The following is a 13,008-nucleotide window of genomic DNA, read 5'->3' on the forward strand; positions in this document are numbered from 1 at the left end:
TTCCTTCAGGGTTCTTCAGGTTCGACCTGCGACCCTTGCTCACATGCGCCTGTTGATCGTCGAGGACGAGAAGCGACTCGCCCTGTCCCTCGCCAAGGGCCTCACCGCCGAGGGCTACGCCGTGGACGTGGTCCACGACGGCCTGGAGGGCCTGCACCAGGCGAGCGAGGCACCGTACGACCTGCTCGTCCTCGACATCATGCTGCCCGGCATGAACGGCTACCGGGTCTGCGCCGCCCTGCGCGCCGCGGGCAACGACGTGCCGATCCTGATGCTGACCGCGAAGGACGGCGAGTACGACGAGGCCGAGGGGCTCGACACCGGCGCCGACGACTACCTGACCAAGCCCTTCTCGTACGTGGTGCTCGTCGCGCGCGTGAAGGCGCTGCTGCGGCGCCGGGGGAGCGCCGGCGCCGCGAGCCCCGTGCACACCGTCGGGCCCTACGCCGTCGACACCGCCGCGCGCCGCGTCACCCACGCCGAGGACGGTGAAGTTCCGCTCACGGCAAAGGAGTTCGCGGTCCTGGAGCAGCTCGTCACGCGGGCCGGTGAAGTGGTGTCGAAGGGCGAGATCCTCGACCACGTCTGGGACTTCGCGTACGAGGGGGACCCCAACATCGTCGAGGTGTACGTGAGTGCGCTGCGGCGCAAGCTCGGCTCCTCCCTGATCCGTACGGTGCGCGGCGCCGGATACCGCCTGGAAGCGCCCCGATGAGCCGGCTGAGGAGGCCCTTCAGCTCGGTACGGGCCCGCGCCGCCCTCGCCGCCACCCTCGTCGTCGCGGTCGCCCTGGTCGCGGCCGGCGCCACCGTGCTGCTCTCGCTGCGCGGCAACCTCACCGACCGGGCGGGCGGCGACGCCGACTCCACCGCCCGCCGCGTCGCCACCTCCCTGGCCACCGGCACCGCGCCGAACGCGCTCGACCTGGACGACGAGGACCCGGTCCAGGTCGTCGACGACGACGGCAGGGTGCTGGCCACGTCCGAGGACCTGGAGAAGATCTCCGGCACCGGCACGAGCGGCGTCAAGCCCGTCGCGGCGCGCCCCGACGACGACGGCGACGACGACGGGGGAGACGACAGCAAGCAGAACGGCAGCGTCTCCGACCACACCGACTACACCGACGGCGGCGCCACCATCGACGGCGACAGCGCCGACTACCGGTTCGCCGCGGTCGAGGTCGAGGACACCGCGTACGGGGACCTCACCGTGTACGCGGGCGGCTCCCTGGAGGCCGAACAGAGCGCGGTCAGCACGGCGTTGACCTCCATGCTGATCGGTTTCCCCGTGCTGCTCGTCATCGTGGGCGGGGTGACGTACCTCGTGACCCGGCGCGCGCTGCGGCCCGTGGAGGGCATCCGTGCCGAGATGGCCGCGATCACGGCCTCGCAGGACCTGGGAAGGCGGGTGCCGGAGCCGGACACCCACGACGAGGTGGCCCGGCTCGCCGGCACCACGAACGAGACGCTCGCCGCCCTGGAGTCGTCCGTGGAGCGCCAGCGCCGCTTCGTCGCCGACGCCTCGCACGAGCTGCGCAGCCCGATCGCCTCGCTGCGCACCCAGCTGGAGGTCGGCGCGGCCCACCCGGAGCTGCTCGATGTGGACGGCGCCGTGGAGGACACGGTGCGGCTGCAGGAACTGGCCGCCGACCTGCTGCTCCTTGCCCGGCTCGACGCGGGGGAGAAGCCCGGCGGCGCCGGCGTCGACCTCGCGGCCCTCGTGCGCGAGGAGCTGTCCCAGCGCACCGGCGACCGCGTCCCCGTCGCCGTGGACGTGACCGCGGTGCCGCAGGTCAGCGGCTCCCGGGGCCAGTTGGCGCGGGTGCTGGGCAACCTCGTGGACAACGCGCAGCGGCACGCCCGCGCCGGGGTCCGGGTGGCGGTGCGTGCCGAGGAGGGCCGGGTGGTGCTCAGCGTCGCCGACGACGGGCAGGGCGTGCCGGAGGCCGAGCGGGAGCGGATCTTCGAGCGGTTCGTACGGCTCGACGACGCCCGTACCCGGGACGGCGGCGGGGCCGGTCTCGGCCTCGCCATCGCCCGGGACGTGGCGGAGCGGCACGGCGGCTCGCTCACGGTGCGTTCCGCGCCGGAGGGCGGGGCGCTCTTCGAACTCGAGCTGCCCGCCGACGAAGACAGGCCCTAGCGGATCACGGTTTGCCGCGTTGCGAACGCAGGTGTTCCGCGATGGGGGAGAGGGCCTGGCGCATGCTGCCCAGCTCCTGCGCGGAGACGAGGTCCACGAAGTGCCTGCGGACGGACGCCACGTGGTGCGGGGCGACCTTCCGCATGGTCTCCATGCCGTAGTCGGTGAGTACGGTGTAGAGGCCCCGGCGGTCCGACTCGCAGTTCTCGCGGCGGACCAGGCCGGCGTTCTCCATGCGGGTGATCTGATGCGAGAGCCGACTCTTGGACTGCAGGGTCGCGGCCGCGAGGTCGCTCATCCGCATCCGCAGATCCTCGGCCTCGGAGAGGTTCACCAGGATCTCGTAGTCGTTCATCGTCAGGCCGAAGGGCTGGAGATCCTTCTCCAGCTGGTAATTGAGCAGTCTGTTGACCTCCAGGTGGGTGCGCCAGGCGCACTGCTCCTCGTCGGTCAGCCACGCTGTGGCCGTCTCGGTCTCCATGGAATCGATTCTACCTAAGAAGTTGAAAGGCGAACGAATGTGGGGGGTGACACACTACGCACTCGCGTTCGACGTCACACTCCGCAGACTACCGCTCACAGCCCGAAGCGACGCTGGAGGTCGCCGAGCTGTCCGGGAAGACGCGGTGCTCCAGGATTGCCCGCGGAGGCCCCCGGTCCGCCCGGAACTCCGCCCTGGTGAGGTACGTCACCCACCGGCTGTTCCGGCATCAACGACTCGCTGGATTGCAACAGCACCGTCCCGGCGCCCACGAACTCGAACTGGTGCTCCTCGCCCGAGACCCCGCCGATGCCCGTCATCGCACGTAGACCGCCGATCACGCCCGTCAGGTATCCGTGGTCGTAGTGGTGGCACGGCGAGGGGCAGTCGGCCCAGCCGACGAGCGCCTGCGGATCGACCCGGATCGGCGGCTCCATGAACACAACCGGACCGTTTGATGCCGCAACGAATTTGCCGGTGCCAATGAGTGTGAGGAAGCCGGGAACGATCGACTGCTTCAGCGCGAGAGTTGGCTGAAAAGCGAGCAGATTCCCCGCGCGGATCGTCAGATTCCCCTCGTCGAGGTCGTACGAGTTCACGTCGAAGGCCCGGTCCGCGAGCAGCATCTTGCCGCTGCCCTCCGCGACCACCCAGTCGCTCGCGTGCAGTGGCGAGTGGAACGAGGTGCGCACGAGGCGGTCGAGCCGGCCGTGCCCGATGCCGTTGAAGTCGATCCGCCCGTAGTGGGCGATCATCTTCCCCTTCTGCAGGAACCACTGGCCGCCCCGCAGCTCCACGCAGAAGGTGTACGCGTTGACGTTGTCGTCGACCGGCAGCGATGCCGGGTCGTACACGATCGGGCCCGTCACAGCTTTTCCTCCGACGCCTGCACGTACACCGCACCGCTTCCGCTCAGCTCCAGCTGGAACGCCTCACCGCTGCCGCGCCCCACCATGTCCCGCCAGCCGAGCGCGGTGGACAGCTTGTTGCGTACGTCGCCGTGGTGCGCGACGTACGCCTGCGGGTCGACGTGCACGGCCCTGCCCGGGGTGATCGGGACCTCGATGACGCCGCCGTGCGCCATCACGGCGACCGCGCCGTGGCCCTGCAGCGTGGTCGTGAACAGGCCCTGTCCGGACACCTGGCCGCGGACCATCCCCATGACGCCGCCCTGCGAGCCCATGAACATCGTTCCCTGCCGCAACGCCCCGTCGAAGGCGAGCAGCCGGTCCGCCTCCACATAAAGGGTGTCGCCGGAGAGCGTGATCACCTGGACGTGGTGGCCGCCGTGCCCGAACAGCACGGTGCCGCTGCCCTCGACCGTCATCAGCGGCGTCGACTCGCCCGCGACCCGCCGCCCGATCATCGACATCACCCCGCCCTGTCCGCCCTGGACGTTCGGGGTGAAGGAGACGTCGCCCTGGTAGGCGAGCATCGCGCCGCGCTGGCTGTAGAGCCGCTGCCCGGGCACGACGGTCGCCTCGACCATCTTCGAATTGATCTCCCGGAACGCCGGGGAGCCCGTCGTCGTCATCACACGTCCCCCGCGATCGTGTTGCGCTCACTGGGCTGCACGTAGACGAGCCCGTCGCCCTCGAAGAGGATCTGGAAGGCCTCGCCGCCGCCCTCCCCGAGGAACGTACGGAAGGTCACCCCGGACTGGAACGACTGCCGCAGGTTCCCCTGGTGCGCGATGTACGCGCCCGGGTCGACGGTCAGCGGGTAGTCGCCGCTGACCCGGAGCACGACGGCCGGGCCCTCGCTCATGATCGCGGCCTGGCCGTGGCCCTCGACGGTCGTCGTGAACAGGCCGTTGCCCTGGGAGGCGCCGCGTACGCCGGTGAACGAGGTGCCGGTGCGCAGGCCGGTGTCCGTGCACAGCAGATTGCTCGACTCGACGTAGAGCTTGTCGCCCCGCAGTCCCACCAGATTGATCTCGCTCGCCCGGTCCGCGAACCAGCAGGTGCCCTCCCCCTTCACCTCCATCATGGTCATCTGCTCACCGGTGATCCGCCGGGTCACCATGCCCCGGACCCCCTCGCCGCCCCCGCTCAGCTTCTTGAACGCCAACCGGCCGTCGTAGGCGACCATCGAGCCGTTCTTCGCCTTCACCGCGTCGCCTGTCATGTCGACGGCGAGCACCTTGCTGCCCTGCAGTCGGAACGTAGCCACGAGGTCGAAGGTAGCCGCCAGGGAGAGCCCGCCGACAGGGCCCCACCGGCGCGATGCCACAATGGGAAAACGCTTGTGCGTACATTCACAAGATCAATGACCGCCCGCCCGCTCAGCCGAAGGTGCACCTGTGGACCTCAAGACCGCCTCCGCCCTCCGACGCCTCCGCCTCGTATCCGCCCCCGAGGCCGTCTCGTTCCTCCTGCTGCTGATCTGCTCGGTCCTGAAGCGGACGACCGACTTCAACGCGGTTCCCGTGATGGGCGCGGTCCACGGCTTCCTCTTCGTCCTGTACGTGATCTTCTGGCTCGACGCCTGGAACCGTACGAAGTGGAGCTTCGGCACCGCCGCGCTCTACTTCGTCCTCTCGGTCCTGCCCACCGGCGGCTTCTTCGCCGAGCGCAAGCTCAAGCGCGAGGGCGAGGCCGCGGTCATCGCCGGCCGCGCCCGCCAGGAAGGTGTCGTGAACGCATGATCGTCGCCTTCTCCGTGACCCCGCTCGGGGTCGGCGAGGATGTGGGGGAGTACGTCGCCGACGCGGTCCGCGTGGTCCGCGAGTCCGGCCTCCCGAACCGCACCGACGCGATGTTCACGTCGGTGGAAGGTGAGTGGGACGAGGTGATGGCCGTGATCAAGCGCGCCGTCGCGGTCGTCGAGGAGCGGGCGCCGCGCGTCTCGGTCGTCATGAAGGCGGACATCCGTCCCGGTGTGACGGACGGTCTGACGTCGAAGGTCGAAACCGTGGAGCGGCAACTCTCCGGCGGCTGACCGGGGTAGCCCTCGCCGTAGCTCACTCTTACGCGCCCCTCTGGTCGACACGCCCGTAAAAGTCCCCTTTTGTGGGGGTACCGAGACGGTCGAACACCAGATCCTGGAGGGCGCTGTGCGGCCTGACGAGGGCTACGACTACGACACCTACAGCCGGCTCGCCGGGCCGCTCACCGAGCCGCCCGGCGACGGCGATTACCGGGTGCAGTACACCTCGCTGCTGGCGAACGAGCCGCACCGAATACGAGCGGTCCTCCTGATGACGCTCGCGCCCCTGCTCACCGGGGCGCTCCTCGTGTACCTGGTGTGGCCCACCCACTGGGTGGAACGCGAGGGCGGCGAACGCTGGTTGGTCTCGCTCGACATCGTGATGCTCGTGGCGATCGGGCTCATCGAGCTGTTCATGGTCGTCAACGTCATATCGATCGCCCACGCGACGATGGTCGCCAGGGACCCGATCCCCGTCCGCGCCGAGCCCGGCACCCGCGTCGCGTTCCTCACGACGTACGTCCCCGGCAAGGAACCCCTCGCGATGGTGCGGGCCACCCTCGAGGGCGCCGTGCGCATCACGCACGAAGGCCCGCTGGACGTCTGGCTCCTGGACGAGGGCGACGACCCCGACGTCAGGCGGCTCTGCGAGCGGCTCGGCGTCCGGCACTTCACCCGCAAGGGCATCCCGGAGTGGAACCAGAAGAAGGGCCCCCACAAGGCCCGTACCAAGCACGGCAATTACAACGCCTGGCTCGCCGCGCACGGCGCGGACTACGACTTCTTCGCCTCCGTCGACACCGACCACGTGCCCCACCCCGAGTTCCTGGAACGGATGCTCGGCTACTTCCGCGACCCCGACGTCGCGTTCGTCGTCGGCCCGCAGGTCTACGGCAACTACGACTCCCCGGTCACCAAGGCCGCCGAGTCCCAGCAGTTCCTCTTCCACGCGCTCATCCAGCGCGCGGGCAACCGCTACCGCGCCCCCATGTTCGTCGGCACCAACAACGTCGTACGGATCTCCGCCCTGAAGCAGATCGGCGGCCTCGTCGACTCGATCACCGAGGACATGGCGACCGGCTTCGAGATCCACCGCCACCGCAACCCGGACACCCACGAGCGCTGGCGCTCCGTCTACACGCCCGACGTGCTCGCGGTCGGCGAGGGCCCCGCCTCCTGGACGGACTTCTTCACCCAGCAGACCCGCTGGTCGCGCGGCACGTACGAGACGCTGTTCCGGCAGTACTGGAAGGCCCCGGCCTCGATGCCGCCCGGCCGCCTCTTCTCGTACTCGATGATGCTCGTCTACTACCCGATGACCGCCGTCAACTGGCTGCTCGGCGTGCTGAGCTGCGTGCTGTTCCTGTGGACCGGCGCCTCCGGCACCCAGGTGTCCGCGTCCGTGTGGCTCATGCTCTACAGCGACGCAGCGGCCCTCCAGATCGGCCTCTACCTCTGGAACCGGCGGCACAACGTCTCACCGCACGAACCCGAGGGCTCCGGCGGCCTCGCCGGCATGGGGATGTCCGCGATCTCCGCGCCCATCTACCTGAAGTCGCTCGGCGCGGCCCTCCTCGGCCGCCCCAGCCGTTTCGTCGTCACCCCCAAGGGCGGCGACGCCAGCGCCGACCAGCCGCTGACCTTCCGTATCCATCTGGCCTGGGCGGGCGTGCTCGCGACCTCGCTCGTGGCGTCCGTCGTCCTCGACCACACCCACGTCGCGATGCGCACCTGGGCGGTCCTCGCCCTGTGCATCGCGCTCGCCCCGCCCGTCGTCTGGTACGCCACGCAGCGCCGCGCTGCCGCCGCGGCGACCGAAACCGTCAGGAGGCCGGAGGTCGAACCGGTCCGCACCGTGCAGCCCGCGACGCCCCGTACGTCGACCACAGGAGGGAACTGATCCATGGCGTACAGACCTTCACGCCGGATGAAGAAGACCGTCTTCGGGGCGGGTGGCGTCGCACTCCTCGTCGGCCTGAACGCCCCGGCCGCCTGGACCTTCGCCACCGAGCGGTACGAGGACTGGAAGATCGCCCAGCCCGGCTACAAGGCCAAGTACGGCTCCTGGTCGCAGGTCGACATCCCGAAGGAGTACCGCACCAACGCCATCCACGCCGCGCTCCTGCACACCGGCAAGGTCCTGATCGTCGCGGGCTCGGGCAACGAGCAGAAGAAGTTCGACGCGGGCACCTTCGACACCGTCCTGTGGGACCCGAAGGCGAACACCTTCAAGAAGATCCCGACCCCGGCCGACTTCTTCTGCGGCGGCCACGCCCAGCTCCCCGGCGGCCGGCTCCTGGTGGCGGGCGGCACCGCCCGCTACGAGCGGCTCGACGGCGAGGTCGACAAGGCCGGCGGCGGCATGCGCGTCAAGAACGAGAGCCCCGACAAGGCGGTGCACCTGAAGAAGGGGACGAAGTTCCGCTCCCCTTCCGGCACCGAGTACGTCTCCAAGTTCGACGTCACCGTGCCCAAGGCGAAGCGCACCTTCGACAAGAAGCGCAACGCGGCCGGCGTCATGCAGCCGTGGAAGACCCGCATCAAGGCGAGCGAGTCCCGCGTCTTCGTCGAGGCCGCCAGGAAGGGCAAGCAGTACGTCACCGACGACAACGCCCAGTACGAGATCGAGGGCCTGCGCGGCAAGGACGCCGACAACACGTACGGCCTCTCCGAGAAGATCACCATGGAGAAGCAGGACTTCCAGGGGATCAAGGAGGCCTACGAGTTCGACCCCGTCGCCGAGCGGTACGTGCCGGTCGACCCGATGGAGAAGGCCCGCTGGTACCCGACCCTGGTCGGCCTGGAGGACGGCAAGGTGCTCGCGGTCTCGGGCCTCGACGACGTCGGCATGATCGACCCCGGGGACAACGAGATCTACGACCCGAGGACCAAGAAGTGGTCGATGGGCCCCAAGCGCTACTTCCCGACGTACCCGGCGCTCTTCCTCACCAAGGGCGGCAAGCTCTTCTATCCGGCCTCGAATGCCGGTTACGGCCCCGCCACCAAGGGGCGCGTCCCCGGCCTGTGGGACCTGAAGACCAACACGTTCGAGAAGGTCCCCGGCCTCACCGACATGGACCAGACGGAGACCTCGTCCTCGCTGCTGCTGCCGCCCGCGCAGGACCAGCGGTTCATGATCCTCGGCGGCGGCGGTGTCGGCGAGTCCAAGAAGGCGACGTCCCGCACGGCGGTCGTGGACCTGAAGGAGAAGAGCCCCGCCTTCAAGACGGGACCCCAACTCCCGCAGGGCACCCGCTACTTGAACTCCGTGATCATGCCGGACGACTCCGTCTTCACGACGAACGGCTCCAAGGACTACCGCGGCCGCAGCGCCAGCAACATCTTCAAGGCGCAGTTCTACGACCCCGAGCAGAACGCCTTCCAGGAGGCCGCCGCCCCCAAGGTCGGCCGTAACTACCACTCCGAGGCGCTGCTGCTGCCCGACGGCCGGGTCGCCAGCTTCGGCTCCGACCCGCTCTACGACAACCAGCAGAACACCAAGCTGGGCCACTTCGAGCAGCGCATGGAGATCTACACGCCGCCCGCGCTGCACCGCGGGGGCGACCGGCGGCCCGTCCTCGGCTCCGGCCCCGAGACCCTGCCGGCGAGCGGCGAGGCCACGTTCCGCACGAAGGACGCGGACGGCATCGCGAAGGCCCGCCTGATGCGGCCGTCCGCCGTGACGCACACGACGGACGTGGAGCAGCGCTCGATCGCCCTCGACGTCAAGAAGTCCAAGGGCGCGGTGACGGTGGACGTCCCCAAGGACAAGACGCTGGTCCCTCCGGGCTGGTACATGCTGTTCGTGTCCGACGCGGACGGTGTGTCGTCCGAGGCGAAGTGGATCCAGGTGACGTAACGCTCACGGAGCCGTCGTTGCGGTCCGGGGGCTCTGCCCCGGGCCCCCGCTCCTCAATCGCCGGAGGGGCTGGTCCGGTTCTTGGCCAACCCCAACGCATAATCCGCCCACCACGTCCCCGCCGCCGGGCCGCCCCGACACGTGCCGTCCGACTCACCGGGCCGCTTGACCCAAAGATTCGCGTCGTTGAGCGCGTCACCCGTCCGCGTGGTCGGGGCGGAGCCCAACGCACGGCCCGGCGGATTGCACCAGGCGTCGCCCTGGCCGTCCCCGTAGGGACCCGCGCCGTTGCGGCTCGTGTCGACCACGAAGTGCGCGCCGCCGAGCAGCCCGGAGAGCCGGCGGCCGTACGCGGCGCTGTCCTGGTCCGTCTGGAAGTTGGAGACGTTCAGGGAGAAGCCGTCCGCCTTCCCGACCCCGGCCCGCCGCAGCGGCTCCACCAGCTTCTTGGCGTCGGGGATCCAGGCAGGGTTGCCCGCGTCGACGTACACCTTGGTGTTCGGCTGCCGCTTCAGGCGCTCGATCGCCGAGGACATCAGCGCGTACCGCTCGTCCTCGTACTGCTTCGGGGTGCAGCCGCTGACGATGTGTCCGATGGCGTCCGGTTCGAGGACGACGACGGCCTTCGCCCGCCCGATGCCGGAGGCGAACGCGTCGATCCACTGGTGGTAGAAGTCCGCGCTGTGCGCGCCGCCCGCCGAGTGCTGGCCGCAGTCGCGGTGCGGGATGTTGTACGCGACCAGGACCAGCGTCTTGTTCGCCTTCCTTGCCTGCGCGGCGGCCTCGGAGATCGGCGGCCGCGGGTAGTCGCCCGGAGCCCACATCGCCTGCGGGTGCGCGGCGATCCGCTCGATCAGGGCGGCGTCGGAGCCGCGGCCCGCCCGCTTCCACTTCGCGACCTGGTCGGCGGCGTCGGAGTCCGGGTCGACCCAGAACGGCGAGGAGTCGGTCACGGAGCCGGACGAGTCACCGCGCTGCGCCACCTCCGCCGCGGAGTCGCGGCCCCCGCCGCTGCTGCCCGCGCCGCCGCCCCCGCCGTCGGAGCAGCCGATGGCGAAGGCGGAAAGGAGGATCGCGGCGCTTGCGAGCGCGAAGGTCCGGGTGGGGGTGCGGGCGGTCGTGTGGGCGGGTGGGACGGGCATCCTGCCCCCTGGGTCGGAGCGCGTACAGGGCGTACGAAGGCGTACGAAAGCTGAAATACCGGGCAATCGTTACACAGGGTTGTCGTTTCGCCGTGCATTAAGCGCCGAGTCAGGAGCCCTGATCGCCCGTCACCAGCGCGCCGCCGAGGGGCGTCCGCTCGTACAGCACCTGGTGGCCGCGGCGCCGCGACGAGAGCAGCCCCGCCGCCCGCAGCGCCGCCAGGTGCGCGGACACGGACGACGGCGAGCGCCCGAGCCGGTGCGCGAGCGCGCTGGTCGACGCGGGTTCGGCGAGCGCGCACAGCACGTCGGCGCGGCCCCTGCCGAGCAGGTTCGCCAGCGCGTCCGGGGCCCGCGCGGCGGGCGCGGACCACAGCGCGCCGACGCCCCGCGCCGGGTACGCGACGGTGGGCTGCCACGGCGGGTCGAAGCCGCTGACCACGTCCGGCCAGCAGAAGACGCTGGGCAGCAGCACCAGACCCCGGCCGTCGAGGTCCCGGCTGTGCTCGCTCGCACGGGCGGCGAGGGTGAGGGTGCCGGGCTCCCAGCCGAGGCGCGGATGCAGCTCCCGGAGCATCCCTTCGAGCCCGACCTCGGCCAGCCGCCGCGAGTGGTGTGCCACGTCCGCCTCGAGCAGCGCCCGCAGCCGCGGCCACTCGGGCTCGACCAGGAGGTGCCAGGCCCGCTCGACGAGGTCGGCCAACTCCCGTACGGCGCGCTCCGGTTCGTCGAGAAGGGAGCGGCCGAGCGGGCTGTCGGCGGCCCCCGGCGTGCACGCAAGCGACTGGACGATGCCGCGCAGCGCCTCCTCGGGAGCGGTCGACCGCAGCGCGGCGATCTCCTCGTCGAACGTGGCGGCCGGGCCGATCGGGGGCGGCCCGAGGAAGTCCGGCGTGTGCCCGCGGCGCGGCATCAGGAGCCACGCCGGTGCCAGGTCGAGCCCGCGCGCGGCGTCCCGGATCCGACGCAGCCACGGCAGGTGATAGCCGTGCCGGTCCGGCCGCTTGAGCGTGCGGATCGCCTCCTCCGTCTCCCACAGCGGCGAGATCGCGAACCGGCACCGCAGCAGGTCCTCCTGCCCGAACCGGAGATGCAACGGCATCCGTCCCCCCAACATTCGCCGTACGCCGAAACACTACGACCGGCGCGCGGCACTCGGCAGGCTGCGCCCATGACCAGCGAACCGCCTCCCGAACGCCCCGGCTACGCACGGCTCTTCCGCATCGCCGAGTTCCGCGCCGTGTTCGTCGCGCACGCCGCCTCCCTGCTCGGCGTCGTCGTCTCGGAGATCTCGCTCACCGTGCTCGTCTACGGGCTGACCGGGTCGCCGCTGCTCAGCGCGCTCACCTTCACCCTCGGGTTCCTGCCGTACCTGGTCGGCGGGACGCTGCTGTCCGGGATCGCCGACCGGTTCCCCGCGCGCCGGGTGCTCGTCGCCTGCGATCTCGTGTGCGCCGGGTGCGCGGCGCTGATGGCGCTGCCGGCCACTCCGGTCGCCGGGCTGCTCGCGCTGCGCTGCGTCATCGCGCTTGTGTCCCCGGTGTTCAGTGGCACCCGCATGGCCACGCTCGCCGATGTGCTCGGCGACGGCGACCTGTTCGTGCTCGGCCGCTCGCTGCTGCGCATTGTGTCGCAGAGCGCGCTCCTCGTCGGCTTCGGCCTCGGCGGCGTACTCCTCACGGTCGTGACCCCGCGCGCCGCGCTCACCGTCACCGTCGTCACCTTCCTGTGCTCGGCGACCCTGCTGCGCCTGGGGACGAAGGCGCGCCCCGCCCGGGAGCGCCAGGAGGGCAAGGGCAGCGCCCTCCTGAGGTACTCGCTGGCCGGCGCCCGGCAGGTCCTCGGGCACCGCCGGATCCGCGCCCTGCTGCTCCTGCTCTGGGTGCCGCCCATGTTCGTGATCGCGCCGGAGGCGCTCGCGGCGGCGTACGCGGACGAGATCGGGGCGGGCGCCGAGGCCGTCGGATTCCTGATGTGCTCGATGGCCGTCGGGACCGTCCTGAGCGAACTCGCCGCCGGCTCACTGCTCTCGCCCTCGGCCCGCTCCCGGATCGCGCTGCCGCTCGCGTCCGCAACCCTGCTGCCGCTGATCGGCTACGCGCTCGCGCCCGGCCTCGCGTGGGCGGTGGTGATCCTGCTCCTTGCCGGGGCCGGATCCGCGTACACGCTCGGGCTCGACCGCTGGTTCGTGGACGCGGTGCCCGAGGAGCTGCGCGGCCGGGCGATGGCGCTGCACAGCGCGGGCCTGATGACCATCCAGGGCGTCGGGACCGCGCTCGCCGGAGCGGCCGCGGAGGTCCTCGACGTGTCCACCGTCGTGGCGGGCGCCGGGCTCCTCGGCACCCTGTGCTGCGCGATGCTCGCCCTCGAAGTGCGGGCGAGCGGGCGGGCCGCGGATGCGGCCGGCGGCCCAAAGGCCGAGACGGGGCTGACCGCCATGTGACCGCCCGGTAAGG

13 protein-coding genes are annotated in these 13,008 nt (G+C 70.8%); 7 read left to right on the forward strand and 6 right to left on the reverse strand.

Going from position 1 to position 13,008, the window contains the following annotated elements:
• The first annotated feature begins 43 nt into the window (after window positions 1-43).
• Window positions 44-715 (forward strand): response regulator transcription factor, encoded by a 672-nt coding sequence (locus tag ACZ7L4_RS24600; RefSeq protein ID WP_472105530.1) that lies wholly within the window; start codon window positions 44-46, stop codon window positions 713-715.
• Between the two features lie 5 nt (window positions 716-720).
• Window positions 721-2,142 carry a sensor histidine kinase gene (locus ACZ7L4_RS24605; RefSeq protein ID WP_472105674.1) on the forward strand — a complete coding sequence of 474 codons (1,422 nt, stop codon included), beginning with the start codon at window positions 721-723 and terminating at the stop codon, window positions 2,140-2,142.
• A gap of 4 nt (window positions 2,143-2,146) precedes the next feature.
• On the opposite strand, the gene ACZ7L4_RS24610 is transcribed toward ACZ7L4_RS24605, so the two are convergent.
• From ACZ7L4_RS24610 to ACZ7L4_RS24625, 4 genes are all read right to left on the reverse strand, one after another.
• On the reverse strand, window positions 2,147-2,623 hold the full coding sequence (locus ACZ7L4_RS24610; protein ID WP_450815409.1) for a MarR family winged helix-turn-helix transcriptional regulator: 477 nt from the start codon (window positions 2,621-2,623) through the stop codon (window positions 2,147-2,149).
• Between the two features lie 95 nt (window positions 2,624-2,718).
• Window positions 2,719-3,492: an AIM24 family protein gene (locus tag ACZ7L4_RS24615; RefSeq protein ID WP_472105532.1), complete on the reverse strand. Its 774-nt coding sequence runs from the start codon at window positions 3,490-3,492 to the stop codon at window positions 2,719-2,721.
• Window positions 3,489-4,157 (reverse strand): AIM24 family protein, encoded by a 669-nt coding sequence (locus ACZ7L4_RS24620; RefSeq protein WP_472105534.1) that lies wholly within the window; start codon window positions 4,155-4,157, stop codon window positions 3,489-3,491. Before ACZ7L4_RS24620 ends, ACZ7L4_RS24615 begins: the two co-directional genes overlap by 4 nt.
• On the reverse strand, window positions 4,157-4,795 hold the full coding sequence (locus ACZ7L4_RS24625; RefSeq protein WP_472105536.1) for an AIM24 family protein: 639 nt from the start codon (window positions 4,793-4,795) through the stop codon (window positions 4,157-4,159). The genes ACZ7L4_RS24620 and ACZ7L4_RS24625 overlap by 1 nt, the downstream gene beginning before the upstream one ends.
• 130 nt (window positions 4,796-4,925) lie before the next feature.
• Between ACZ7L4_RS24625 and ACZ7L4_RS24630 the strand changes: the two genes are divergently transcribed.
• The 4 genes from ACZ7L4_RS24630 to glxA all read left to right on the forward strand — a co-directional run bounded on the left by ACZ7L4_RS24630 (window position 4,926) and on the right by glxA (window position 9,410).
• Window positions 4,926-5,270, forward strand: a complete 345-nt coding sequence (locus ACZ7L4_RS24630; protein WP_472105538.1) for a DUF3817 domain-containing protein — start codon at window positions 4,926-4,928, stop codon at window positions 5,268-5,270.
• Window positions 5,267-5,563 (forward strand): MTH1187 family thiamine-binding protein, encoded by a 297-nt coding sequence (locus ACZ7L4_RS24635; RefSeq protein ID WP_472105540.1) that lies wholly within the window; start codon window positions 5,267-5,269, stop codon window positions 5,561-5,563. Before ACZ7L4_RS24630 ends, ACZ7L4_RS24635 begins: the two co-directional genes overlap by 4 nt.
• A 115-nt stretch (window positions 5,564-5,678) precedes the next feature.
• On the forward strand, window positions 5,679-7,451 hold the full coding sequence (locus tag ACZ7L4_RS24640; protein WP_472105542.1) for a glycosyltransferase family 2 protein: 1,773 nt from the start codon (window positions 5,679-5,681) through the stop codon (window positions 7,449-7,451).
• 3 nt (window positions 7,452-7,454) lie between these two features.
• Window positions 7,455-9,410, forward strand: a complete 1,956-nt coding sequence (glxA, locus tag ACZ7L4_RS24645) for a radical copper oxidase GlxA (RefSeq protein WP_472105544.1) — start codon at window positions 7,455-7,457, stop codon at window positions 9,408-9,410.
• Window positions 9,411-9,463: 53 nt separating this feature from the next.
• On the opposite strand, the gene ACZ7L4_RS24650 is transcribed toward glxA, so the two are convergent.
• Window positions 9,464-10,552, reverse strand: a complete 1,089-nt coding sequence (locus tag ACZ7L4_RS24650) for a glycoside hydrolase family 6 protein (protein WP_472105546.1) — start codon at window positions 10,550-10,552, stop codon at window positions 9,464-9,466.
• Between the two features lie 109 nt (window positions 10,553-10,661).
• Window positions 10,662-11,654 carry a DUF5937 family protein gene (locus tag ACZ7L4_RS24655; protein WP_472105548.1) on the reverse strand — a complete coding sequence of 331 codons (993 nt, stop codon included), beginning with the start codon at window positions 11,652-11,654 and terminating at the stop codon, window positions 10,662-10,664.
• A 69-nt stretch (window positions 11,655-11,723) separates the two neighbouring features.
• Between ACZ7L4_RS24655 and ACZ7L4_RS24660 the strand changes: the two genes are divergently transcribed.
• Window positions 11,724-12,995 carry an MFS transporter gene (locus ACZ7L4_RS24660; protein ID WP_472105550.1) on the forward strand — a complete coding sequence of 424 codons (1,272 nt, stop codon included), beginning with the start codon at window positions 11,724-11,726 and terminating at the stop codon, window positions 12,993-12,995.
• Window positions 12,996-13,008 lie beyond the last annotated feature (13 nt).

The organism is Streptomyces sp. NPDC107575, assembly GCF_055657265.1.

Excerpts from the sequence above, each read along its gene's own strand:
- ACZ7L4_RS24635 (WP_472105540.1), top strand. The coding sequence starts at position 5,267 with ATGATCGTCGCCTTCTCCGTGACCCCGCTCGGGGTCGGCGAGGATGTG.
- ACZ7L4_RS24655 (WP_472105548.1), bottom strand. The coding sequence starts at position 11,654 with ATGCCGTTGCATCTCCGGTTCGGGCAGGAGGACCTGCTGCGGTGCCGG.
- ACZ7L4_RS24650 (WP_472105546.1), bottom strand. The coding sequence starts at position 10,552 with ATGCCCGTCCCACCCGCCCACACGACCGCCCGCACCCCCACCCGGACC.
- ACZ7L4_RS24620 (WP_472105534.1), bottom strand. The coding sequence starts at position 4,157 with ATGACGACGACGGGCTCCCCGGCGTTCCGGGAGATCAATTCGAAGATG.
- ACZ7L4_RS24660 (WP_472105550.1), top strand. The coding sequence starts at position 11,724 with ATGACCAGCGAACCGCCTCCCGAACGCCCCGGCTACGCACGGCTCTTC.
- ACZ7L4_RS24610 (WP_450815409.1), bottom strand. The coding sequence starts at position 2,623 with ATGGAGACCGAGACGGCCACAGCGTGGCTGACCGACGAGGAGCAGTGC.
- ACZ7L4_RS24600 (WP_472105530.1), top strand. The coding sequence starts at position 44 with ATGCGCCTGTTGATCGTCGAGGACGAGAAGCGACTCGCCCTGTCCCTC.
- glxA (WP_472105544.1), top strand. The coding sequence starts at position 7,455 with ATGGCGTACAGACCTTCACGCCGGATGAAGAAGACCGTCTTCGGGGCG.